The 24,699-nt window shown below is 63.4% G+C and carries 21 protein-coding genes; 7 read left to right on the top strand and 14 right to left on the bottom strand.

Features of this window, described 5'->3' with window-relative positions; translation table 11 throughout:
• Positions 1 to 14 precede the first annotated feature (14 nt).
• Positions 15 to 995 (bottom strand): quinone oxidoreductase, encoded by a 981-nt coding sequence (locus FFI89_RS10050; RefSeq protein ID WP_138835179.1) that lies wholly within the window; start codon positions 993 to 995, stop codon positions 15 to 17.
• Between the two features lie 4 nt (positions 996 to 999).
• On the bottom strand, positions 1,000 to 1,656 hold the full coding sequence (locus tag FFI89_RS10045; RefSeq protein ID WP_138835177.1) for a GntR family transcriptional regulator: 657 nt from the start codon (positions 1,654 to 1,656) through the stop codon (positions 1,000 to 1,002).
• A 128-nt stretch (positions 1,657 to 1,784) separates the two neighbouring features.
• Here FFI89_RS10045 and FFI89_RS10040 point away from each other — a divergent pair, with 128 nt between their 5' ends.
• From FFI89_RS10040 to FFI89_RS10015, 6 genes are read left to right on the top strand one after another with little or no spacing between them, the layout of a single operon-like run.
• Positions 1,785 to 2,819 carry an ABC transporter substrate-binding protein gene (locus FFI89_RS10040; RefSeq protein ID WP_138835175.1) on the top strand — a complete coding sequence of 345 codons (1,035 nt, stop codon included), beginning with the start codon at positions 1,785 to 1,787 and terminating at the stop codon, positions 2,817 to 2,819.
• Positions 2,820 to 2,847: 28 nt separating this feature from the next.
• Positions 2,848 to 3,579, top strand: coding sequence for a glutathione S-transferase family protein (locus tag FFI89_RS10035; RefSeq protein WP_210249100.1), 732 nt, complete (start codon positions 2,848 to 2,850; stop codon positions 3,577 to 3,579).
• A 41-nt stretch (positions 3,580 to 3,620) separates the two neighbouring features.
• Positions 3,621 to 4,454 carry an enoyl-CoA hydratase gene (locus tag FFI89_RS10030; RefSeq protein WP_138835173.1) on the top strand — a complete coding sequence of 278 codons (834 nt, stop codon included), beginning with the start codon at positions 3,621 to 3,623 and terminating at the stop codon, positions 4,452 to 4,454.
• Positions 4,455 to 4,467: 13 nt separating this feature from the next.
• Positions 4,468 to 6,207: an iron ABC transporter permease gene (locus FFI89_RS10025; RefSeq protein WP_138835171.1), complete on the top strand. Its 1,740-nt coding sequence runs from the start codon at positions 4,468 to 4,470 to the stop codon at positions 6,205 to 6,207.
• On the top strand, positions 6,207 to 7,283 hold the full coding sequence (locus FFI89_RS10020) for an ABC transporter ATP-binding protein (protein WP_138835169.1): 1,077 nt from the start codon (positions 6,207 to 6,209) through the stop codon (positions 7,281 to 7,283). The genes FFI89_RS10025 and FFI89_RS10020 overlap by 1 nt, the downstream gene beginning before the upstream one ends.
• On the top strand, positions 7,276 to 8,505 hold the full coding sequence (locus tag FFI89_RS10015; RefSeq protein ID WP_138835167.1) for a CaiB/BaiF CoA-transferase family protein: 1,230 nt from the start codon (positions 7,276 to 7,278) through the stop codon (positions 8,503 to 8,505). The genes FFI89_RS10020 and FFI89_RS10015 overlap by 8 nt, the downstream gene beginning before the upstream one ends.
• 106 nt (positions 8,506 to 8,611) lie before the next feature.
• Here the strand turns inward: FFI89_RS10015 and FFI89_RS10010 are convergent, their stop codons facing one another.
• The 8 genes from FFI89_RS10010 to FFI89_RS09975 all read right to left on the bottom strand — a co-directional run bounded on the left by FFI89_RS10010 (position 8,612) and on the right by FFI89_RS09975 (position 17,644).
• A complete protein-coding gene (locus FFI89_RS10010; RefSeq protein ID WP_138835164.1) occupies positions 8,612 to 9,694 on the bottom strand; it encodes an isocitrate/isopropylmalate dehydrogenase family protein in 1,083 nt (360 codons plus the stop codon).
• Positions 9,695 to 9,776: 82 nt separating this feature from the next.
• A complete protein-coding gene (locus FFI89_RS10005; RefSeq protein ID WP_138835162.1) occupies positions 9,777 to 10,847 on the bottom strand; it encodes an alcohol dehydrogenase in 1,071 nt (356 codons plus the stop codon).
• Positions 10,848 to 10,968: 121 nt separating this feature from the next.
• Complete coding sequence (locus FFI89_RS10000; RefSeq protein ID WP_138835160.1) at positions 10,969 to 11,940, bottom strand: ABC transporter ATP-binding protein; 972 nt, start codon at positions 11,938 to 11,940, stop codon at positions 10,969 to 10,971.
• Positions 11,937 to 12,932, bottom strand: a complete 996-nt coding sequence (locus FFI89_RS09995; protein ID WP_138835158.1) for an ABC transporter ATP-binding protein — start codon at positions 12,930 to 12,932, stop codon at positions 11,937 to 11,939. The genes FFI89_RS10000 and FFI89_RS09995 overlap by 4 nt, the downstream gene beginning before the upstream one ends.
• A complete protein-coding gene (locus tag FFI89_RS09990) occupies positions 12,929 to 13,801 on the bottom strand; it encodes an ABC transporter permease (RefSeq protein ID WP_138835156.1) in 873 nt (290 codons plus the stop codon). The genes FFI89_RS09995 and FFI89_RS09990 overlap by 4 nt, the downstream gene beginning before the upstream one ends.
• The gene (locus tag FFI89_RS09985) at positions 13,788 to 14,738 is read right to left on the bottom strand and encodes an ABC transporter permease (protein WP_138835154.1); all 951 of its coding nucleotides are present in this window, start codon (positions 14,736 to 14,738) and stop codon (positions 13,788 to 13,790) included. Before FFI89_RS09985 ends, FFI89_RS09990 begins: the two co-directional genes overlap by 14 nt.
• A 6-nt stretch (positions 14,739 to 14,744) precedes the next feature.
• On the bottom strand, positions 14,745 to 16,220 hold the full coding sequence (locus FFI89_RS09980; RefSeq protein ID WP_246669409.1) for an ABC transporter substrate-binding protein: 1,476 nt from the start codon (positions 16,218 to 16,220) through the stop codon (positions 14,745 to 14,747).
• A gap of 218 nt (positions 16,221 to 16,438) precedes the next feature.
• Positions 16,439 to 17,644, bottom strand: a complete 1,206-nt coding sequence (locus FFI89_RS09975; RefSeq protein WP_138835150.1) for a CaiB/BaiF CoA-transferase family protein — start codon at positions 17,642 to 17,644, stop codon at positions 16,439 to 16,441.
• 190 nt (positions 17,645 to 17,834) lie between these two features.
• Between FFI89_RS09975 and glgA the strand changes: the two genes are divergently transcribed.
• The gene (gene glgA, locus FFI89_RS09970; protein WP_138835148.1) at positions 17,835 to 19,250 is read left to right on the top strand and encodes a glycogen synthase GlgA; all 1,416 of its coding nucleotides are present in this window, start codon (positions 17,835 to 17,837) and stop codon (positions 19,248 to 19,250) included.
• A 17-nt stretch (positions 19,251 to 19,267) separates the two neighbouring features.
• Here the strand turns inward: glgA and FFI89_RS09965 are convergent, their stop codons facing one another.
• The 4 genes from FFI89_RS09965 to FFI89_RS09950 form a co-directional block, all read right to left on the bottom strand.
• Positions 19,268 to 20,419, bottom strand: a complete 1,152-nt coding sequence (locus tag FFI89_RS09965) for a patatin-like phospholipase family protein (protein ID WP_138835146.1) — start codon at positions 20,417 to 20,419, stop codon at positions 19,268 to 19,270.
• 193 nt (positions 20,420 to 20,612) lie between these two features.
• Positions 20,613 to 21,896 (bottom strand): MFS transporter, encoded by a 1,284-nt coding sequence (locus FFI89_RS09960; protein WP_138835144.1) that lies wholly within the window; start codon positions 21,894 to 21,896, stop codon positions 20,613 to 20,615.
• Positions 21,897 to 21,939: 43 nt separating this feature from the next.
• Entirely contained in the window at positions 21,940 to 22,428 is a 489-nt protein-coding gene (locus FFI89_RS09955; RefSeq protein ID WP_138835142.1) for a PRC-barrel domain-containing protein, read from the bottom strand.
• A gap of 45 nt (positions 22,429 to 22,473) precedes the next feature.
• The gene (locus FFI89_RS09950) at positions 22,474 to 24,666 is read right to left on the bottom strand and encodes an amylo-alpha-1,6-glucosidase (RefSeq protein ID WP_246669408.1); all 2,193 of its coding nucleotides are present in this window, start codon (positions 24,664 to 24,666) and stop codon (positions 22,474 to 22,476) included.
• Between the last annotated feature and the right edge of the window lie 33 nt (positions 24,667 to 24,699).

The raw sequence follows: 24,699 nt of genomic DNA, 5'->3' as shown, positions 1-24,699 counted from the left end.
AAATAAAAGCCCCGTTATGGGATAATGATGGCCGGGCCGACCGTGGCCCGGCTGTGCAGCTCCTGATGGGCCCGCTTGATGTCGCGCAGCGCGTAAGAGCGGTTGACCTCGACGCGGACCTTGCCTGACATCACCGCGTCGAAGAACGCAGCCGCGGCCGCCTCGTAGTCGCTGCGCTTGGCGATCCAGGTGCGCAGCGTCGGCCGCGTCACGATGATGGACTTGCGATGCAGGAGCTGCAGGTCGAAGGCGCCGACATTGCCTGACGCCGTGCCATAGCTGATCACCATGCCCATGGGTCTCACGCAATCGAGCGATTTCAGGAACGCCGATTTGCCGACGCCGTCATAGATCACGTCGGCGCCTGCGCCATCCGTCAGTTCCATGGTGCGGGCGGCGAAGTCCTCACGGCTATAGACGATCACGTCGCTGCAGCCATGGGCCTTGGCGATCTCGACCTTGCTATCGGCGCCGACGGTGCCGATCACGCGCGCGCCGAGCGCTTTTGCCCATTGCCCCAGCAACAGCCCCATGCCGCCCGCAGCCGCATGAACCAGCGCGGTATCGCCGGGCTTTATCCGGTAGAGCCGCCGCACCAGATATTCGGCCGTCAGGCCGCGCAACAGCGCCGCCGCCGCCACCTGGTCGGAAATCCCCGGCGGCAGATGCAACAACTTGTCGGCGGGCACGACGCGGCGCTCGGCATAGGCGCCGGGATGGATATAGGCGACCCTGTCGCCCACCTTGAAGCCGGAAACGCCAGAGCCTGTGGCCTCGACCACGCCGGCGCCCTGCCCGCCCAGCACGACCGGCAGGCTACCGGCATCATGCGGCCCGGCCTCGCCTTCGCGCTGATAGGTATCGGCGAAGTTCAGCCCGATCGCGGTTTGCTTCAGCAGCACCTCGCCGGGACCGGGATCGCGCAGGTCGACCACTTCATATTGCAGCACTTCGGGCCCGCCATGGCGGTGAATGCGAACGACGGCAGTCTTCATGATGTCAGGGCTTTCGGTTGGTGAGATTGGCGATCAGGTCGGCGAACACCCGGCCGCCGAACAGGATGTGCTCGCGCATCAGCTGCTGAGCCTGCGCGTCGTCGCCGCTCTTGATCGCTTCCACGACGCGCGCGTGCTCCTGGAACGACGCCTTCAGACGCGCCGGCTGATAGAGGCTGGAGCGATGATAGAAGCGCATCCGCAACCGCGTCGCCCGGATCTGTTCGGCCAGGAATTCGTTGCGCGCCCCCTCGTAGATCGCAGCATGGAAGGCGGCGTTGTTCTTGATGTAGGCGGGGCTGTCCAGCCGCTTGACCGCGGCCTGCGACGCCAGGTGCAATTTGGCGAGCTGCGCCTTCTCGGTCGACGACATCCGCCGGGCCGCGAGCCCGGCCGCTTCCGCTTCCAGCGCGGTCAGCACTTCCACCATCCCGATGGCGAGTTGCGGCGACACGCTGCAGACCACAGCACCCTGTCGCGGCACCAGCCGCACGATGCCGGCCGCCGCCAGTTGCAGCAGGGCTTCGCGCGCCGGCGTGCGTGACACCTCGAACCGCTCCGCCAGCGTCTGCTCGTCGAGCTTGTCGCCCGGCGACAGCCGGCCGTGCTCGATATCGTCCTCGATCTCCTTACGCAGGGCATCGCTGGTTCTGGCGCGCATCGCGGGTTCCTCTATGTATACATACAAGAGCATTGCGCACACATTAAATCAATGCTGAAATGGCTTTCGAAGACGCCCGAGAGCGTCGAGACGAAGACGCCCGGGCGCGTCAGCTTGCAGGGAACGCCATGCTGAACCGAAGAAACTTTCTGACCGGAACCGCGCTTGCGCTGATGGGATTGCGGCCCGCTTCCGCGCAAGCCGACTACATCGCCGAACTCTACGCCAAGGCAAAGCAGGAAGGCGAACTGACCTGGTACAGCGTCTACTGGCCGTCGGACCGTTCCGAGAAGCATGGGGCGATCTTCTCCAAGGCTTTCCCCGGCGTGAAGGTGAATGTGGTGCGGTCGACGGCGCAGGTCGCCTATCAGCGGCTGAGCCAGGACCTTCAGGCCAACGCCGCCAATTGTGACGTGTTCTCCACCACCGACATGGGACAGTTCGTGGCATTGAAGGACCGCGGCGTCCTGATGCCCTACAAGATGCGATCGATCGACCAGATCGACAGCCGCTTTCACGGCGTCGATCCCGATGACGCCTACCAGATCGTCAACGCCACCACTGTCGGCCTTGCCTACAACACCAACAAGGTGAAGCCGGAACAGGCGCCGAAAAGCTGGAAGGAATTCATCGATCCGAAATGGAAGGGCCAGTCGGTGGTCGGCCATCCCGGCTTCTCGGGTTTCGTCGGCACCTGGGTGGTGCAGATGAACAAACTCTACGGCTGGGACTACTTCGAGCAACTGGCGGCGCTGAAGCCGCATGTCGGCCGCTCCATCATCGACACGGTAACCGTTCAAGTGTCGGGCGAGCGCAGCATTGGCGCCAGCCCGTCCGCGCTGGTGCTGCGCAATGCCGCGCAGGGCAATCCGATCGCGGTATCCTACCCTGAGGAAGGCTCGGTGCTGATGATCTCCGGTTCAGCGGTCCTGAAGAACAGCAAGCATCCCAACGCCGCAAAACTGTTCATGGAATTTCTCTATTCCAGCGATACCGCAGCCGAAGATATCGAGGAATTCGGCATCCCGTTGCGGCGCGACACCGTGCTACCCGCCGGTTTCAAGAAGCTCGACGAATTGAAGACCATCCGCCCGACGATTGCTGAAATCATCAAGGGCATTCCCGAGCTCACCGAAAAGTGGCGCGACACGTTTGGCGTCTGAGCCTCCCCGAATTGCGCGGAGTTTCCGCATGATCGTTCTTCATCACGGCTGGCGCTCGAGCGCTTCGCGCCGCGTCCGGCTGTGCCTTGAGGAAAAGGGCCTCGCCTATCAAGGCCATGTGGTCGACATGGCGAACCTGGAGCATCATTCGCCGGAATACCTGAAGATCAATCCGCTCGGCGTGATCCCGACCATGATCCATGACGGCAAGCCGCTGCACGAAAGCGGCACGATCTGCGAATATCTCGACGAGACCTACCCCGATCCGCCGCTGCGGCCGGATACGCCCTACCTGCGCGCCGAGATGCGCAACTGGATCCGGCATATCGACGGCCTGATCGGCAATCTCATCATCTTCAACTGGCGCCATCATCTGCAGAAGACGGCGTCGCAATGGACCGATGCGGAACTGGCCGAGAAGCTGAAGAACATCCCGAGCAAGGAACGCCAGGAAGCCTGGCTGCGGGTGGCGCGCAAGCCCTACACCGAGGAAGAGCGCGACGCCGCGCGGACCAGACTGGTCACGCAGTTGCTGGACAAGATGGAAGAAGCGCTGAAGCCGTCCGGCTGGATGGTTGGCACGGCCTATTCGATCGCCGATATCGCCGCGGTGCCGTTCGTGAAGCGGCTGGATGAGGAAATCGCGCCCGATGAAGTCGCGCCCAAGAAACATCCCCGCGTCAGCGAATGGTGGACTAAAATACAGGCCCGGCCCGCCTTCGCACGTGCGAAATTTGACCCCTTCATCACCACCGTCTGAACCGCAGACCGCATCCTCTTACAACTCCGAAAGCTGAACCCATGCTTGACGTTCCCAAGAACAACGAAAACAACACCGAAAAATCCTATGCCGACGGCAAGATTCTCCAAAGCGTCACTGACGGCGTCGGGGTCATCACCTTCAACAATCCCGCGAAGCGCAATGCGATGTCGCTGGACATGTGGGAAGGGCTCGGCAATGCGCTGATCGAGCTGCGCGACAACGATGATGTCCGCGTCGTGATCATGGTCGGAGCCGGCGACAAGGCCTTCGTCTCGGGCGCGGACATCAGCCAGTTCGAAAAAGTCCGCCACAATGCGGCAGCCTCGGAAGAATACTCGAAAAAGAGCGAAGCCCAGCGCGCATTGCTGGCGAATTATCCGAAGCCGATCATCGCCTGCATCAGGGGTTTCTGCCTCGGCGGCGGCATGCAGGTTGCGATGGCGGCCGATATTCGCATCGCCAGCGACAACAGCCAGTTCGGCATTCCCGCAGCCAAGCTCGGCATCGCCTATGGCTATGACGGCTTGCGCCATCTGGTCTCGCTGGTTGGGCCGTCATGGGCGCGGCTGATCATGTATACGGGTATGAAGATCGATTCCGCGGAAGCGTTGCGGATCGGCCTTGTCGATCGCGTTTCACCCGATACCGAACTGTGGGATGCGACCATGGAGATCGCGCGCACGATCTCCGGCAACGCGCCGCTCGCCATCAAGGCCGCCAAGATCACCATCGCGCAGGTGCTGAAGGATCCCGACAAACGCGACATGGCCGCGATCAAGCAGGTCGGCACCGACTGCATGGACTCGCAGGATTTTCGTGAGGGCCGCCAGGCGTTCATGGAAAAGCGCAAGCCGAAGTTCACCGGCAAATAAAGCTGTCTTGCAAATGGCCGTACTGGGTATAGAGGGTGACCGCAGCACTGGCGCAACGAAAGTTGCGGCAGCGTTCCGTAATGCTTTCAATCCGACGACGCTGGTAGCGCTGCTGCTGGCGGGCGTGCTGGTGTTTCTGGTTGCCAACCCGCTGTTCCAACTGGTCAAGGACAGCTTCACCAACGCCCGCGACCACAGCTTTACCTTCGCCAATTACGTCACCGCCTTCGGCCGGCCGCGCTACGTCCAGGCGCTGATCAATTCGGTCGAACTCGGCGCCGTAGCCGCGCTGTTCGCCAGCTTCATCGCGGTGCCACTGGCCTGGGGCGTCTCGCGCACCGACATGCCCGGACGCGGCTTCGTGCATGTGATGGTGCTGGCGTCGTTTTTGATCCCGCCCTTTGTCGGCGCCATCGGCTGGATCCTGCTCGGCGGCCCCAATGCCGGCTGGATCAACAAGGCGTGGATGGCGCTGACCGGCGCACCATCAGGCCCGTTCAATATCTTCACCTTCTGGGGCCTGGCGCTGGTCACCGCGCTCTATTCGTTTCCGCTGATTTATGTTTTCACCAAATCCGCGCTCGACCTGATCTCGACCGAGATGGAGGAAGCCGCCGCAATCCTCGGCGCCGGCCCGGCGCAGACCACCTTTCGTGTCACATTGCCGCTGGCGCTGCCGGCGATCCTCGGTTCGGTCTTCCTGGTGTTCCTCGAAGTACTCGGCCTCTACGGCACGCCGGCGCTGATCGCGATCCCGGCCGGCTTCAATGTCGTGACGACGCAACTCGCGGCGTTCTTCGAAAATCCCGTCAGGGTCGAGGTCGCCGCGGCGTTCTCGATGCCGATGGTCGGCATCACGATTGCATTGTTGTGGGTGCAGCGTCGCCTCTTGGCGCGCAAGAGCTATGTCACCGTGGGCGGCAAGGGCGGCCACCGCGAACCGATGGTCCTCGGGGCCTACCGCTGGGTGCTGTTTGCCTATGCGATGGCGATCGCGGGCCTGTCGGTGTTCATGCCGCTGTTCATCATCCTGCAAACCTCGCTCAGCAAGGCCTGGGCCCAACCGATGTCGGCGGCCAATTTCACTTTTCATAATTTTCGGGAAGTGCTGTTCGACCAGATGACGGTGCGGCAGGCGTTGTTCAACACCTTCCAATACGCCATCATCACCGCCACCATTTGTACCTTTTTGGGTTTCGCCGTCGCCTATATCTCACAGCGCAAGCTGCTGCCCTACTCCCACCTGCTGGCAAGCGTCACGCTGGCGCCGTTTGCGGTGCCCGGCATCGTGCTCGCGATCTGCTTCTATGCTGCCTACGCGCCGCCGCCGTTTGCGCTCTACGGCCTCGGCGCGCTGGTCGTGATCGCCTTTGTCACGCGCTTTCTGCCGATCGCCTTCACCAATTCCAATTCCGCGATCCAGGGCCTGCACCCCGAACTGGAAGAGGCCGTGCGGATCGCCGGCGGTAACCAGGCCCGCGCGCTCTGGCTGGTGGTGCTGCCGATCCTGAAGAAATCGCTGTTCGGGAGCTGGCTTCTGATCTTCATCATCGGCACCCGCGAATTGTCGACCGCGATGTTCCTGTCCGGGCCGCAAACCCGGGTGGTCTCGGTGCTGACCCTGGAGCTGAGCGAACAGGGTTCATACGAAATGCTTTCCGCGATTTCCGTCCTGCTGCTCGTCGTCACCGGCGTGGTGACGCTCGTCGGCGCAGCCGTTCTCGGTCGCGACTTCATGCTGAGGCGGAACTGATGGACAAGTTGCAGCTCAAGAATCTGACCAAGAAATTCGGAGATCTCGTCGTCGTCGACGACCTCAATCTAACGCTGCGCGCGGGCGAGTTCGTTTCGCTGCTGGGCCCGTCCGGCTGCGGCAAGACCACGACCCTGCGGATGATCGCGGGCTTCGTGACGCCGACCGCCGGCACGGTTGAAATGGACGGCAAGCAGATGTCGTCCGCAAGCGCCTCGCTGCCGCCGGAAAAACGGCGGATGTCGATGATCTTTCAGAGCTACGCGCTGTGGCCGAACATGACGGTGGAGCAGAACGTCGCCTTCGGCCTCAAGATGCGCAAGGTCGCGAAAGACGAAGCCAGACGCCGGGTCGGACATATCCTCGACGTGGTGCAGCTGGGCCACCTCGCCGCCCGCTATCCCAACGAACTGTCCGGCGGCCAGCAGCAGCGGGTATCGCTGGCGCGGGCGCTGGTGGTGCAGCCGGAAATCCTGCTGCTGGATGAACCGCTGTCGAACCTCGACGCCAACCTGCGCGAGGAGATGCGCAGCGAAATCCGGCGCCTGCACAACGAATTCGGCATCACCTCGATCTATGTCACCCATGACCAGTCGGAAGCGATGACGACGTCCGACCGTATCGCCGTCATGAACAAGGGTCGCATCGAACAGATCGACGATCCCCTGACACTCTATACAAGACCGAAGACGCGCTACGTCGCCGAGTTCATCGGCCGCTCCAACATTCTCGACGGCAAGCCGAATGGCTCCAGCGTCGCCTTCAACGGTTTTGAGGTGGCCTCCGCAAGGCTCGGCAGAAGCGGGCCGATCAATACCCGCGAATTCTCGCTGCGCTCGCAGAACCTCGCGCTGCATGCTGCCTGCCCTAACGGCGATTGCGTCATCCTGCCCGGCAGCATTATCGAGCGCGCCTTCCTCGGCGAGAGCTGGGACTACGCGTTCTGCGCCGATGCCTGTGACCTGAAACTGCGCGTGATGTCGCCGCCGGTCAGTGTGTTCAATATCGGCCAGAAAGTCTGGCTGGAAATCAATCCCTCGCACATCATCCCGATTCAGGACGACCATCATGCATAAGCTCGTCGACAAAGCCGACCACGCCACGCCGCAGGACCAGTCTCCCCGTCTGCCGCTGTCGCGGTTCAAGGTGCTCGACCTGACCCTGGCGCGCGCCGGCCCGTCCTGCGTCCGTACGCTGGCCGACTGGGGCGCCGACGTGATCCGCGTCGAACCACCGCCGGAAGCCGGTGAAGCCAGCGAGGTCGTGGGCCGGCGCGACGGTTCGGACTTCCAGAACCTGCACCGCAACAAGCGCGCCATCACGCTGAACTTGAAGACCGACGAAGGCCGCGAGGTCTTCATGCAGCTCGCCGAACAGGCCGATGTCATCGTCGAGAACATGCGCCCCAGCGTCGCCAAGCGCCTCGGCGTCGATTTCGAGTCGGTCAAGAAACGCAATCCGCGGATCGTCTATGGCAGCATTTCCGGCTTCGGCCAGTACGGCCCCTACACCGAGCGGCCCTCGATCGACCAGATCGCGCAGGGCATGACCGGCATCATGTCGGTCACGGGCCTTCCAGGCCAGGGCCCGCTGCGCGTCGGCGTCGCCGTCACCGACATCATGGCCGGCGCCTTCCTGGCGCAGGGCGTGCTGATCGCGCTGCTCGACCGTGAAGTTACGGGTCAAGGCCGCTGGGTGCAGACCTCGCTGCTGGAGGCCGGCATCACGCTGATGGATTTCCAGGCGACGCGCTGGACCATGGACAAGAAGGTGCCGCCGCAGGAAGGCAACAACCATCCGACCAACACGCCGATGGGACTGTTCCCGACCGCCGACGGCTTTCTCAACCTCGCCGCCACCGGCAACAAGAACTTTGTGAAATTCTGCAAACTGATCGGCCGGGAGAAGATGGGCGCCGATCCGCGCTTTGCCACAGCAGGCTTGCGCTCGCGCAACCGGGAGGCGCTGAATGAGTTGATCACCACAGCCCTGCGCGCGCGGTCGACCCGCGAATGGTTCGAGATCATGGTCGCCGCGGGTCTTCCCTGCGGCCCCGTCTACAACGTCAAGGACGTCTTTGCCGACCCGCAGGTCGAGCAGTTGCGGATCAAGCGCTCCGTCACCCATCCGCGCCTCGGCGAACTCGACCTGATCGCTCAGCCCTGCGAGATCACCGGCTTCGATCGCAACCTTCGATCCGCCACGCCCGATCTCGGCGAGCACAATGACGAGGTCTTGCGCTCGCTGGGCTATGACGCCGAGGGAATCGAGAAGCTGAAGGCGGTAAAAGCGATTTGATGACGACCCCTATCTCGCTACCTCGGGATGAGCGCCTCGGGCTCACCGGGGGCGCGCGAAGCTACTTTGCATGGGGTTGTTTTCGATATTTTGGCTGGAGTGGCTTCTACAGCGCCGCCAGCACGGCCTTGGCGATATCATTGGTGCCGTTGCTGCCGCCGAACTCCATCGGCTTGATGCCGTCCGCATAGGCCTTGTCGACGGCCCGCTCGATGCGCACGCTGGCTTCCGCGGCGCTCTCGAGGCCGTGCTTGTCGGCCAGCCAATCCAGCATCATCGCCGCCGACAGGATCATGCCGGTCGGATTGGCCTTGCCCTGCCCCATGATATCGGGCGCGGTGCCGTGGCACGGCTGGAACACCGCGTGGCGGTCGCCGATGTCGGCCGACGGCGCCATGCCCATGCCGCCGATCAGGCCCGCGGTCATGTCGGAGAGAATGTCGCCGAACATGTTCTCCATCACCATGACGTCGAAATCCCAGGGACGCTTGACGAGAAGCGCCGAGCAGGCGTCGACATAGAGCCGGTCGGCCTTGACGTCGGGATGGCGCTTGGCCGCGTCGTCGAACATCTCGCGGAAGAACGCGAACGCCTTGAACACGTTCGCCTTGTCGACGCAGGTCAACCCGCCATTGGCCCGCCCGCGCGCCTTGCGGCGTTCGGCGAGCCGGAACGAGAATTCGAACAGCCGCTCCGAGGTTTTTCGCGTGATCACGAGGGTCTCGCGCGCCTCGGTATCGGTGACCACGCCCTTACCCATCGAAGCGAACAGGCCTTCGGTGGACTCGCGGATCACAACCAGATCGATGCCGCGCTGGTCGGCGCCGACGATCGGGCTCGGCACCCCCGGGATCAGCCGCGCCGGACGCACGCCGGCATAGAGGTCGAAATGAAAGCGCAGTTCTATCTGCGGAGCAATCTCGGTGTTGTCGGGATAGCGCACCGAAGGCAGGCCGCAGGCACCAAGCAGGATCGCATCCGCCTCGTCGCACAGCTTCACCGTGCTGTCCGGCATCGACTTGCCGGTGGCCAGGTAATTGTCGGCGCCGGCGGGCGCGTCGGTGAAGCGAAACTTCAGGTCCGTCGTCGCCTCGATCTTGCGCAGGACTTCCAGCGCCGGCGCCATCACTTCCGGGCCAATGCCGTCGCCACCGAGGACGGCGATGTGGAGGGCGTTGTTGGCGGACATAGGAAGTTCCTTACATTTCAATTAAGCCCGTCATTCCGGGATGGTGCGTTAGCACCAGACCCGGAATGACGGGCGTAGCCTCCTACGGCGTCAGCACCGCGCGGCCGACCAGCTTGCCCTTGTGCAGGTCGTTCAGCGCTTCATTGGCCTTCGCGAGCGGCATCGTCGTCACCGGAATGGGCGCGATCTTCTTGGTTCGCACCAGATCGAGCAGTTCCTGGGTTTCGCGCAGATTGCCGACATAGCTGCCCTGGATCGTGATCGCCTTGATCGGGATCAGCGGCAACGCCCAAGTCGCGCCGCCGCCGAACAGGCCGACGATGACGAGCTTGCCGCCCTTGGTCAGGCAATCGAAGCCGAGTTGCGTGGTGGCGGGGTTGCCGACCAGGTCGATCACGGCGCGGATCGGGCCACCGGCCTTCTTCGCCAATTGCTCCAGCGCATCGGGTGCCTTGCCGTCGACGGTCGCGAGCGCGCCGGCGGCTTCGGCCGCCTCGCGTTTGCGGGCGTCGATATCGACGACGATGGCGCCCTTGCCGCCCATTGCCTTCAACAGCGACAGCGCCATCAGGCCGAGCCCGCCGGCGCCGAAGATGACGATCGGCGAGTTGAAGGCAAATTCAACCTTCTTCAGCGCGCTATAGGTGGTGACGCCGGAGCAGGCATAGGGCGCGGCGGTGACGGGATCGAGGCCGTTCAGGTTCAACAGATATTTCGGATGCGGCACCGTCATGTGATCGGCATAACCGCCATCGCAATAGACGCCGAGCGAATTCGGTTTGACCGCGCACATGTTCTCGTCGCCGGCAAGACACGTCTCGCACTTGCCGCAGCCGAGCCATGGATAGGCCAGCGCGATGTCGCCGGCCTTGAGCCCGCCTTTGTCGGATTCCTTGACATCAGGTCCGAATGCCAGGATCTCGCCAACCGTCTCATGCCCCATCGTGCGCGGCAGCGACACACCACGGTCCTTCAGCGACAGCGGCTTGCGGCCATGGCCGAGATCGTAGCCGCCTTCCCATATGTGAAGGTCGCTATGGCAGACGCCGGCGGCTTTCACCTTGATCAGCACCTGCGTGCCCGTGGGCTGCGGCGTCGGCTGGTCCACCTCTTTCAGGGGGGCATTGAACTCGGCGACCTGGAAACTTTTCATCGCTTCTCTCCCGTAAATCTTGTTCTTGAAGGCATTCTTGTTCTTGAAGGCATTCCTGGGGCCGGACATTGCCACGTCTGCCTACGCGAGACAAACGCGGCGGAGGGGCGCTTTTCGATATTCAGATCAGGGGATGATGGCAAGCCACGAGCTGGCCGGGCGCGACCGGGCGCAGTTCCGGTACCTCGGCGCTGCATCGCGTATCCGCGCGCGGGCAGCGGGTGCGAAAACGGCAGCCGGACGGCGGCGCGATCGGCGATGGCGGTTCGCCCACCGGCACGGTCTCGGTGGGACGGACATCCGGATCGGGCACCGGGATGGCTTCGATCAGAAGCGCGGTATAGGGATGCGCTGGTTTGGCGAACAACTGCGCGGACGGACCTACTTCGCAGAGGCGGCCGAGATACATCACCGCGACACGGTCGCTGACCGCCTTCACCACCGCCAGATCGTGCGCGATGAACAACAGCGTCAGCCCGTACCGCGCTTTCATCTCCTCCAGCAGATTGAGTATCTGGGCGCGAATAGATACGTCGAGCGCGGAAACCGGCTCGTCGCAGATGATGAATTCGGGGTTGAGCACCAGCGCGCGAGCGATGCAGATGCGCTGGCATTGCCCGCCGGAGAATTCGTGCGGGAGACGTCCGACCACCAGCGCCGGGTCGAGGCCAACGGCGGCAAGCACTTCATCGACGAGTTGCTTGCGCTTTTCCGGATCCTTGACGCCTGAAATCACCAGCGGCTCGGCAACGATATCGCCGATCCGCCGCCGCGGATTCAACGAGGCGATCGGATCCTGGAAGATCAGTTGCACGCGCCGGCGCATCAGCCGTAAGGTATCGCCCTGCATCGCCGTGAGGTCCTGGCCGTCGAACAACACTTTTCCGGAAGTTGGCCGGCGCAACTGCAACACCGCGCGGCCGAGCGTCGACTTGCCGCAACCGGATTCGCCGACCAGACCGAGCGTTTCGCCGCGCGCGATCTGCAGGCTGACGCCGGAGACCGCATGCACGGTCCTGGCGCCGACGGGATATTCGACGACGAGATTGTCGACTTCGAGCAGCGCCTCTTGCGGAGCGGTCTGTTGCATCATGCGTCTGAAACCGCGTGGTTTTCGATCGGATGGAAGCAGGCGTATTGATGTTCACGTGTCTCCGCTTCCGCAAGATCAGGCTTCTCGCTGTGGCAGCGCGCAACCGCATAACGGCAGCGCGGCGAGAACGAGCAGCCCTTCAGCGGCCGGGTCGGATCGGGCGGCCGTCCCGAAATCGCCGGCAGCGGCGTATGGGGCGCGGCATCGATCCGCGGAAGCGCTGCCAGCAGCGCCTCGGTGTAGGGCATCCGCATCCTCTTGAACAAAGCCGGCGTCGGCGCGCGTTCCACCACGCGGCCGGCATACATCACGGCGACTTCGTCGGTACGGCCGGCGACGACACCGAGGTCATGGGTAATCAGGATCATCGCCATGTGACGGCGGCGCTGCTCCCGTGCCAGCAGGTCGAGAATCTGCGCCTGAATGGTCACGTCGAGCGCGGTGGTCGGCTCATCCGCGATCAGCAGTTTCGGTTCGCACGACAGCGCGATCGCGATCGCCACCCGCTGCCGCATGCCGCCGGAGAGCTGATGCGGGTATTGCGTCAGCCGTTGCTCGGGCGCGGGAATGCCGACGGCGGCGAGCAATTCGACGCTGCGCTTGGTGGCAGCGGCCAGGTCGAGTTCGAGGTGCTCCTGCAACGTCTCGATCAACTGCGTGCCGATCGTCAGCACCGGATTGAGCGAGGTCATCGGGTCCTGGAACACCACCGCGAGCGAGCGGCCGCGCAGTTTGCGCAGCTTCTCGGGCGAGAGTTGCAACAGATCCTGGCCGTCGAACATGACCCGGCCGGAGAGTTTTGCTTTCTTCGGCAACAATTGCAGGATCGCCCGCGACAGCATGGTCTTGCCGCAGCCGGATTCGCCGACGACGCCGAGCGTCCGTCCGGCGCCGACGGTGAGATTGACACGATCCACCGCGCGCAGATTGCCGCGCGGCGTCGGCAACTCGACGGCCACATTCTCGACGGAGAGCAGCGGTGCCTCGCTCACAGCGCGCCCTGCCTGGGATCGGTGAGCGCCCGCAGCGTGTCGCCGACCAGGTTAAAGGACAGCACGGTCAGGAACATCGCAATGGCCGGCAGGAAAGCCAGCCGCGGCGCCACTTCGAGGCTTTCGCGTCCCTCCCCGATCATGCTGCCCCAGCTCGAGATCGGCGGCGGCACGCCTAGCCCTAAGAACGACAACGCGCCCTCGACCACGATGGTGACGGCGACCCCGAGCAGGAAGAATGCGAGCAGCGGCAGCAACACGTTGGGCAGCAATTCGCGCAGCAGGATGCGGGCGTGGGTGGCGCCGAGCGCTTGCGCCGCGATAACGAACTCGCGCCGCGCCAGCGTCAGCGTCGACGCCCGCGCCACCCGCATGAAAGCGGGAATGCCGAGCACGCCGAGGATGCAGGTCAGATTGAAGATCGACTGGCCGAGATAGGCGGTGACGGCGAGCGCCAGGATCAGTGGCGGAAACGCCAGCAGCACATCCATGCTGCCGACCACCAGCGACTCGAACCTTCCGCGGAAATAGCCGGCGAGCATGCCGAGCGCACCGCCGATGGTGAGCCCGATGATCGGCGCGCAGAGGCCGACGACCAGCGAGATCCGCGCGCCGTAAATCAGGCGGGCCAGTTCGTCGCGGCCGAGGCCGTCGGTGCCTAGCCAATGTTCCATCGAGAACGGCGCCCGCCGCTCCAGCATGTCCATGTCGGTCGGGCTCGGCAGCGGCAGCACATTGGCAAAAATCGCGACCGCGAACATCAGGGTCACCCAGCCGATCGCGAACCAGAACAGCGGCCCCAGCCGCCGTCCACGCCGGGCCGGCAGCACCGAGGCATCTTCCTCGATCGTTAGTTCAAGCGTGGCCATGACGAATCCTGGGATCGAGGACGGCGTAGAGCAGATCGACAATGAAGTTCATCACCACGAAGCCGGCGGCCACCAGCAGCACCACGCCCTGCAGGATGATGAGGTCGCGGGTGTAGATCGCGCCGACCAGCAGGCGGCCGATCCCCGGCAGCGCGAAGATCGTCTCGACGATCACCGTGCCGCCGATCAACCGCCCGATGTTGATTCCGGTAATCGTCACCAGCGTCAACGATGACGGCTTCAGTGCGTGCACGAACAGGATACGCGACGCCTTCAAGCCCTTGGCCTTGGCGAGCGCGATATAATCTTCCTGCAGGGTTGCGATCATGTCCGAGCGCAGCACGCGCATGATGCCCGGCCATTCGGCGAGCGCCAGCGTGAGCGCAGGCAAGACCATGAAGCGCAAATTCGCGGCCGGATCCTCGGCGAAGGGAACGTATCCGGTCGCCGGCAACCAGCGCAGCTCGACCGCGAAGAAATAGATCAGCAGAATCGCCGACAAAAAAGCCGGCAACGACAGCATGGCGAAGGCGCTGCCGGTCATGAAGCGGTCGAACGCGCCGCCGCTGCGCGCCGCGCAGACGATCGCCAGGGGAACGCCGATGGCAAGGCCCATGATCTCGGCCAGGATCATCAGCTCGAACGATACCGGAAGCCGCTCGGACACCGCCTGCAGCACAGTCTGCCCGGTGCGGAACGAGCGGCCGAAATCGCCCTGCAGGATGTTCCAGAGCCAGCCGAAATAGCGGATCCAGATCGGCTGATCGAGCCCCATGTCATGGCGCAGCGCCGCCACCTTCTCCGGCGTCGCCTGATCGCCGAGGATCACGTAAGCGAGATCGCCCGGCAGCAGCGACGCGATGAAGAAGGTCAACAGCGATACGGCGATCAGCACCGGTATCAGATACAGCAGCCGGCGCGCGACAAAGAACAGCATGGAGGATTATTCCAGCCAGGTGTCGGATACGTCGATCACGCCGTGATAGATCTTCGGCAAGCCTTTCAGCCTGGAGGTCGAGATCGCGTAATAGGTATTCTGAAAGGTCCAGAACCAGATCGCTTCCTTGTTGATGAGACGGCTGACCGCGCAGTAGTCCTCGGCGCGTTTTGCGGGGTCGGCGGTGGTTCGCGCATGCTCCAGCAATTGGTCCAATTCAGGATTGGAATAATTGGCGAGCGCGACCGGGCTGCCGGTGTGGAAGTTGGCGTACATCTGCGGATCGGGGTCGGCGAGATCGACGATCCGCCACGGTGTCAATTGGAACTGACGCATAAAGGCGCGTGGCACGATGGTGGCCTGATCGACCTGCTCGATCTCCATGTTGGCGCCGGCCCGCTTCCAGAACTGCTGCAGCACCTGACCTACGTTGCGTCCGCGCGGCGTCGCGGTGACCAGCATCTTGAAATCGACCGGCTTGCCGTAGTCCTTGAGCAGGGCCTTGGCTTTTTCGAGATCCTCGGGCAGCGCGCCGTCATCCTTGCACTTGACCCACGAGCCGTCGCCGTAGGGATTGGTAGTCGGTCTGGCCAGACCGTTGGTGATGGCCTGCGACATCTTCTTGCGGTCGATCGCCATCACCAGCGCCTGGCGCACGCGAACGTCGTCGAACGGCGGTGTCTTGGTGTTGAAGGCGTAGACCGCAGCGCCTGACCCGACATAGGTATGCACCGTCATCTTCGGATCTTTTTGCGCCTTCTGGATGTTGTCGGCGTCGTATTCATCGTCCCAGACGATATCCGCTTCGCCAGATTGCAGGCTGGCGAAACGCGACTGGGCGTCCGGCAGCGGCTTCAAGACGATGCGATCGAGATGGGGATGGCCCTTGTTCCAGTAGTCCGGGTTCATTTCCAGAACCATGCGGTCACCCGCCGCCCATGATTTCAGGACATAGGGCCCGGTGCCGACGGGATTGCGGTTGTAATCGTCGCCCTTGGTCTTCCAGGCCGTCGGTGAATGGATGACGTTGTTGGAACTCTGGATGGTCATCAGCGCCGGCTGGTTCACCGCCGGATCGTTCAGATTATAGACCACCGTCAGTTCGTCGGGTGCCTGAACGTCGTGAACGTAGGCGATATAGAAGGCGCAGCGACACTTGTTGGCCGGGTCTTTCTGACGATCGAAATTGGCCTTCACCGCCTCGGCATTGAACGGCGTGCCGTCGTGGAATTTGACACCGGGCCGCAGCTTGAACGTCCATGTTTTGTAGTCGTCCGAATGGGTCCAGGACAGCGCCAGCTTCGGGACCGGCTGGCCCTTGGCGTCAAGGGCAACGAGCGTATCGAAAATCGCGGCCGCCGCGGTTTCCGCCGACGTATCGTACACGCCAACTTTCAGGGGATCGAAACCGGGAATATCGAGTTCGAGACCGACGGTGATGCTGCCGCCGGATTTCTGGGCGCTGGCTGGCGACACAGACATCGCCACACCAAATCCCGCCACAAGAAATATTCGCGCAAGCGCGCGCGAACGGATCGCCGCTTTCATAGATGTTCCCTCCGAAGACTCGTCGTCCGGTATTCCGGATCGTCGATGACATCGGGCGAGATTGTCCGGAATCACCGTCGCGGGCAAGTCCGTTCACATGCCGCGGATGAAAAGCCGCAGGCGTTAATGTTGCCGCTTTGCGACGCGCGCGGTCAGCCGCGCGCCGCCACGGGTCGCTTGCCGGAAAAAACCTTTATTTCATCCTCCGACAGACCGGTCTCCTTGAGCAGGCGAAGCGTATGTTCGCCGAGCGTCGACATCCGCTTTGCCGCCGACACCTTGGCGCCGGACATGCGGAACGGCAGGTTGAGGACCTTGAAGGTTCCTCCGCCGTCCTCGACTTCGGCCAACGCGCCGCGATGGGCAATCTGCGGATCGCGCAACGCCTCGGCCACGGTGCGATAGGCCGATGAGGGAACGCCGTCGTCATTGAGTGCGGCGAGACATTTTTCCGTCGTCACCGCGCGCGACCACGCTTCCACGCCGTCCATCAGGCTTCCCCAGTTTTCGCGGCGGTCGGCATACCTGGCAAAGCGCGGATCGTTGACCCATTCCGGATGGCCGATCACCTTCATCAGGCTCTGGAAGGTCTTCTCGCTGGCGATCGCGACCATCACATAGCCGTCCGACGTCTCGATCGGGCCGAACATCGGCCGTTGCGTCGCCTTCACTTCGAATTGCGACCACTGCAACTCATTCAACGTGAGACTCAGCATCGATTCCAGCATCGAGACGTCGATGTGCTGTCCCTTCTGATCGGTCGCGCGCTGATACAGCGCGGCCGAGATGGCGCCGAACGCATAGACGCCGGTGAGCACGTCGGCATGGTAGATGCCGCAATAATCCGGCCGGCTTCGTCCGGGCTGGTAGGCGAGATGCGCCATCTCATAGCCGGAGGCGGCGTGAATCACCGGCGCATAGGCCGGCAATTCGGCCGACGGCCCGGTCTGGCCGTATCCGGAGATCGAGCAATAGATCAGTTTCGGGTTGAGCTCGTGCAATGAACCGTAATCGAGTTTCAACCGCCGCATCACGCCCGGCCGAAAGTTCTCGACCAGAACATCCGTGGTCGCGACCAGCCGGCGGACAGCCTCGACGCCATCAGGCGATTTCAGATCCAGCACCAGGCTGTTCTTGCCGACATTGAGCTGGCCAAAGGCGGTCGAGCAGTTGTTCCGCACCGGAGGGCGGGTCCGCATCGTCTCGCCTTCCTCGGTTTCGATCTTGATGACCTCCGCGCCCATGTCGGCGAGCATCCGGGTGCAGTGAGGTCCGGCAATCGTCGTCGAAAAATCGAGGACGCGCAGGCCCGCGAAGCTGCCTGTCAAATTCCTCTCATCGGTACCGGATATGGTCATTCCCTAAAGCTCCCTCGGCCGTACGGCTCTTGATTTTCTGGTTCGGCGTGACCCTAAATTGTGCAGCCTCGGCTGGGAAGCGTTTCCCGAATTCAGGAACGGACGGCCCCGACGGCGCATTGTAATTCCCGATGGAGAATTGGACCCATTCTTGCATTGATTTACGCAGGGACGGGCGCGAGGGCGTTGCTTGAAGGTATTGTTCGTCACCACAGAAATGGATGATTTCGTCCGGGTCGGCGGCCTGGCTGCGGTGTCCGCGGCCCTTCCCCGGGCACTGCGTCCATGGAGCGACGTCCGGATCATGCTTCCCGGCTACCGGGACGTCGTCGAACAGTTCACCCACATTGAAATCGTTGGGCAATGCGCCCCGCTCGCGGAGATGCCGGCCTGTTCGCTGGGGCGGGCATCGACCCGGGACGGCCTGCCGATTTACGTCCTGCTCTGCCCGCAACTCTACGACCGGCCGGGCAACCCTTACGGCGACGAACAGGGGCGCGACTGGCCGGACAACGACGTGCGTTTCGGCCGGTTCGCATCCGCCGCGGCGGAGCTTGCGCTGGGCACGCTGGACAAGAATTGGGCAGCTGACCTGGTTCATGCCAACGACTGGCAGGCCGCGCTGGCACCGGCCTACCTCTCCTGGAAGAACGCCAGAATTCCCTCGATCCTGACCATTCACAACCTGGCCTATCAGGGGCTGTTCCCGCGGGAGTCGCTGCGCCGGATCGGGGCTCCGGAGAGCTCGTTCCACATCGACGGGCTCGAATTCTACGACAAGCTGTCCTTCCTCAAGGGTGGCCTCGTCTACGCCTCGCACCTCACCACCGTCAGCGCGACCTATGCCAGGGAGATCACGACGCCGGAACTCGGCTGCGGCCTCGAAGGCCTGCTGCGCCGGCGCTCGGACGCGTCAGAGCTGACCGGTATCCTGAACGGGATCGACGAAAGCTGGGATCCCCGCGCCTGCGCGCAATTGGCCCAGCAATTTGCCCCCGGCGATTGGGAAGGCAAGCAGGCCAACGCCGACTACGTCCGCAAGCAGTTTGGCCTGGCGGTGTCGCGCGGTCCGATCTTCGGTCTGGTCGCCCGTCTCGTGCATCAGAAGGGCATCGACCTCGTGTTATCAGCCGCCGACGAGATCATCGAGGCCGGCGGGCAAATTGTCGTCACCGGCAGTGGCGAGCCCGCGATCGAACAGGCCTTGGTCGACGCCCATCGGCGCAGACCGGACGCGATCGGCGTCGTCATCGGCTTCAACGACGGACAGGCGCGGCGAATTTTTGCCGGCAGCGACTTCACGCTGATGCCGTCGCGGTTCGAACCGTGCGGGCTCAGTCAGATGTATGCGCAGCGCTTCGGATCGCTGCCGATCGGTCACCAGACCGGCGGACTGGCCGAGACCATCAAGGATGGCGAAACCGGTTTCCTGTTCGCGCAACCGTCGGCCGAATCCTTTCTCGGCGGCGTCCGCCGCGCCTTCGAAGCCTTCAAGGCAAAAGACCGCCTCGACTCGATGCGCCGTAGCGCCATGGCGCGATCCTTCAGTTGGGATCTTTCTGCGGCGTGCTACAACACGCTCTATCGCAAGGCCCTGTCGCTGTAACCTCTCCAGCGGTGCTATTATTCCGCTGCCATCGGCATGATCTCCGCATGATCATGGAGCACCACCCCCGAGAGCGGATCGAACTCGCCGACCCAGGGCTTGCGCTCAAGCACCGCCTTGGTGTGGCGATAGCCGGCGTCCCAGCGCTGCATGATTCCGGACGGACTGAAGTCGATATCCTTGGTGTGATCCTCGCGGGTAAGCTGCGGCGCCTGCAGCCGCACCACATGCATCCGCGTCGAACAGCCATAGCTCGCAAGCTCTCTTACCGCCTCGCTGTTGCGCTCCGACTCGGGCAATCGCGCCGCAAGCTGGTTAATGACGTGACGCAGACGATGCGCCTGCTGCTGGCGGGCGATGTGGCTGACGATCCGGCTCGAATACTGTACGTCCTTGTGCCGGTTCAGCACTTCCGCCATCGTGGTCGGCTCCGCGCCGGCCGAATTCCACAAATGTACGGAGAAGATCAGTGAGTTCTTGCGCGGATTGTCGTCGAACACGGCCTCGGTCGGCGTGTTCGAGAGAATGCCGCCGTCCCAATACAGTTCGCCGTCGATACGCACGGCTGGGAATGCCGGTGGCAGCGCGCCTGAGGCCATGATGTGCTTGACCCCAATCTCGCCGTCGCGGCTGTCGAAGTAGCGCATTTCACTGGAGCGGACATGGGCGGCGCCCACCGTCAGCCTCGGCGTACACTGGTTGACCAGGTTGAAATCGATCAGTTCGGTCAGCGTCCGCTCCAGCGGCGACGTCGAATAATAACCGGCATGGTCAGCTCCCAGCGGATAGCAGTCGCCGGCATGGGCCAACGGATTCGGCTGGAAGAAGCCGGGAATGCCGTTGATCACAGTCGACCAATAGGACAGCTTTTGTGTAAAATCCGGAAAGGCGGCACGAAACTTCCAGACCGGATTCTGTTCCATCTTCTTCCAGAACTCGTGCAACCGCGACAGCCGGTTCTGCGGCGTGTTGCCCGCGATCAGGGCGGCATTAATGGCGCCGATCGAGGTGCCGATGATCCAGTCCGGCTCGATGCCGGCCTCGTCCAGCGCCTGGTAGACGCCGGCCTGATACGAACCAAGCGCGCCACCGCCCTGCAGCACCAGCACGACCTGTCCCGGCCCGGATTCAGCCGGAAATGAAGAACGATCATCCTGAACTTCGGCCATGTGATGTTCCCTTAATAGCGGCGCGGCTGTCTGATGTTCGCAAACAGCGCAATTTTGTTACGTTCACGCTTCAGTGTGCGGTCGAGCCGCCATCGACCCCGACCTGCGCCCGGGCATCGTACAAGAAATGCCGCTTGGCTGCCAAAACCATAGGCTGACGCTATGGCGGCGCTGCTCACGGCGCGCATGGTGATCAGGCCACCCTCCGCCGCGTCTCAGGCATGAATGACCAGATCATCACAAGGCCGAGGCCCGCAATGACGGCCAATCCGGTGAAGGCCATTCCGCTGCCGAACCTGTCGCTGACATAGCCGGCCAGCACGGTGCTGAGCGACGCGCCGATGCCGGTCGCGGTGCCGACGACGCCCTGCGCCAGATTGAAGTGGCCGCTTCCGAAAGCGACATCCGCCACGATCAGCGGCACCATCACGCTGAGCACGGCCGCGGTGATGCCATCGAACACCTGCACCATGACCAAGACGTAGGGGTCTTTCACGACGGCGAACAACAGTCCGCGGATCGCGAGCGCGGCGAAGGCCAGCAGCAACAGCGGCCGCCTGCCCCAGGCTTGCGCCTTGCGTCCGACCGACGGCGACGCGAGCGCCACGATCGCCTGCGGCACGATGATGCAAGCCGCGATCAGCACCGGCGCCCACTGGCTCGATCGGGTCGTCACCACGCCGGCCATCAACGGCAACATCGCCGCATTCGCCAATTGAAATAGCAACACGCTGCCTGCGAAAATCAGCAGCGGCCGTTGCCGCAACAAATGGATGACGTTGGTATCCGCCACGTCGGGCGCCGCGCGCGCCAGGGCGCCGTGGCACTGCGCCACGTCGATCTCTTTCCCGCGAATTCGCGCCAGCGACAACAGCGTCGGAATCGCCAGAATGAAGGTGACAAGGAATACCGACCGGCTCGACAGCAGGTAGCCGCACGCCCCCATCAGGGCCGCCGCGGAACCGTTGCCCAGCGACGCGTAGCGGGCGTTACGCCCAAGCCGTTCCCCGATCGCCAGCGGCCCGACCAGACCGAGACTGATCGCAGCGATCGCCGGGCCGAGCACGCAGCTCGCCAGTGCATGGAGCGTGGCAGCGGCGGTCACAACCGGGAAAATCGGCCACACCGCATAGGCCAGCGCACTGAAACCGATCGTTGCCACCGCGAGGCCGGCCACCAGCCGCTCGGAACGGGCGGCGTCGACGATGGCCCCGCCCGGCATCTGTCCAAGCAGGCCGACAACACCGCCGATCGAAAGCACGAAACCAATCTCGACCTGCGTCCACTTTTGCGTCGTCAGATAAACTGCAACGAAAGGCCCGAAGCCGGTCTGCACGTCGGCCAGAAAAAAGATGAACCAGTCGAGGCCGCGCTGACTCGCAGGAGACGGTGCAGGACGCGGGTCGGGTGGCAGCTCGGGGACCAACGGCACGACGTCGCCACCGATGACGGATCGTTTACGGCGATCGTCATCCATCTGGTCAAGCGAAGAGGACAGCCGCGCAGTCAGTCTCCCCTCCCTAGTGATCATATTCAAACGGACGGAGACTGCCGGCCGCGCCGAGCACGATCAGCGGTGTGTCCTCCTTGTATTCCGGTGCGGCGACCACCTGATCCTTGGTCAGTTCGAGCGTGATGCTGTCGCTCTTGTTGGCCACGCGCCCAAAGCGCAGTGCATTCCAGTCGACCACGATCTTGCGGCTGCCGACGCCCAGAAAGCCGCCGAAGTCGATGACCGCGGCACGCACTGTGCCCTCGCGGTCGACGATCACATCGACGATACGTCCCATGTCCTCGTCAGCGGGGCTGCGAACATCGCGGCCGAGGATGCCGTGCGCGTCTCTCGCGCCGATCACCGTCACGGACGGCGGCGGTGCCGGTTCCTTCGCAGCGCTCCCCTGCGGCGTGGTCCTGGCCGCAGGTGGCGCGACGGCGTCGTCGGCCGCCCTGACGGCGGCGGCCGCCGCGAGCGCGACAGCGAGTAACGTGATGAGAATGCCCACACGCATGTGCGCCTCCTGAGCCTTTTGAAGAGGTGTTGACCGATGCCCCCGTCAGTGGGTCAGCACGATCGACACCTGAATCTCTCCACGTGTTCGCAGCACTTCGAGCGATACTTCCTCGCCGTGACGACGGACCCGCAGGTCGACGCTCGAGGCGCCAAGCTGCAGGTCGCGTAATATCACCTCATTGAGGAACTCCGGCAGGCGCGGATTGCGGAGCCGAATCTCGCCGCGCGCGGCATCGAATTCCAGACCGAGGGCGGCCTCCAGCAGGCTAAACGGCGTCGCGCTCGCCCAGGCCTGCGGTGCGCAGGCCACCGGATAGAGCACCGGTCCGCGCCGTCGTTCGCGCTGAAACCCGCAGAACAATTCGGGCAGCCGTCGCAGATCCATGTAGCTGGCGGCGTCGAACAGGCCCTTGAACAGATGCGCCACCGAATGCGTCAGGCCATAGCGCGCCAGGCCGAGGGCAATCAACGCATTGTCGTGCGGCCAGATCGATCCGTCATGATAGGACATCGGATTGTAACGGGCTTCACCGCGCGCCACGGTGCGGATGCCCCATCCCGAAAAGAACTTCTGGCTCATCAGATCGGCAGCGACGCGTCGCGCGCGCTCGGGCTGGACGATGCCGGTGAAGAGCAGTTGTCCGGCATTCGAGGTTCGGACCTTGCAGGGCTGCTTGGCGCCATCGAGCGCCAGCGCGTAGGTGCCGAGTTCCTCGCACCAGAAGGCATCTTCGAAACGTTCGGCCAGCAGCAACGCTTCGGTTTCGAGACGGGCCGCGAGGTCGAGCTTTCCGAGGCGGCGGGCACACCGCGCCGCCAGCCGCTTCCCGGCGAACACATAGCCCTGGACTTCCGCCAAGGCGATATAGCCTTCGGCGAGCCGCCCATCGGCATGGAAGATGGCGTCGAACGAATCCTTCCAACCCTGATTGGCGAGCCCCTGCTCCGTCGCGCGCCGGTATTCGATAAAACCGTCACGATCGGGATCGCCGGGGCCGTCGATCCATTGCAGCGCCGCCTCGATCGAGGGCCACAATTCGACAAGCGTCTGCTCGTCGGCGGTGCGTTCGACATAAAGGCCGGCCAGCAGGACGAATAGCGGAGTCGAATCGACGCTGCCGTAATACTGCGCGAACGGCACCTCGCGCAGCGCCGCCATCTCGCCGCCGCGCATCTCGTGGAGGATTTTTCCGGGCTCGGCATCCGCCAGCGGATCGGTCACCTTCGCCTGGAAGAAAGCAAGCCGCCGCAACACGCCCTGTGCGATGCGCGGATCGACCCACAGCATCTGCAACGCCGTGATCAATCCGTCGCGGCCGAACGTCGTCGAATACCAGGGGATGCCGGCATAGGGGTATCTGCCCTGCGGCGTCTCCGTCATCAGCATATTGAGATCGGCCATCGCCCGGCACAACACCTCGTTAAAGATGCTGTTCGAGGTCTCGATGCTGGCCGCCCCCTTCGTCAACTTCCGCATCTCGCGGCGGTGCGCCAGTAGCCCGCGGAAGAACGGCGCCGGCTTCTGCATGATCGGCTTGTTGCAAGACACCGCGATGAACAGCGAAGTCACCTGCCCCGGTGCCAGCTCGAAATGATAGTTCGCCGAATTGATCGCAAGCCGGGTCGGCTTGGGATCGAAATGCAGCGCGGTGATGCGCGGCTGATCGTCGAGCCCTTTATACTCAAACACGACATCGGTGGGGCCCAGCACCTTGCTCGAACCGACGCCCCTGCGCTCACGCCGTTCGCCGCGCACCTCGAACAAGTCGGCAAAATCGTTGTCAAACAGCAGCGACAGGTCGAAGCTCGCCGGGCGGTCGCCATGGTTTTGCAGGCCGATGCGCTGGTAGAACGAACCGCGCCACAGAAAGATCGAACGCACGATGTGCAACGTGTCTTTCTGCAACGCTAGCCGGCCGTTGCGGTAGACGTCCGAATTGGTGAGATCGACGGTCAGCGCCGAATTGTCATCCCGCAAATTGGAGCCCAGCAGCAACGGCTGCATATCGTCCAGCACCATTTCCAGCCGGGCGAGATAGCGCGTGTCGGCGTTGAATAATCCGTCGGGTCCGCCGGCGGATGCGCCGATATCGCCATGGCTGTCCAGTACGATGAAGGTGTCGTCATGCTTGAGCGAGCGGCGCGGCCTTGCCGCGGGTCCCGTCATCGGAATGTAGAACGGCGATTCCGAGATCTGCTCGACCGTTCGGATTGTCAGTTGCGTGACTTCGGCCATGTGAACCTCAGGCGACATTGCTGGCGTTGCGAT

The organism is Bradyrhizobium sp. KBS0727 (assembly GCF_005937885.2).
GTDB lineage: Bacteria > Pseudomonadota > Alphaproteobacteria > Rhizobiales > Xanthobacteraceae > Bradyrhizobium.
This window is presented reverse-complemented; position numbering and strand designations above follow the sequence as displayed.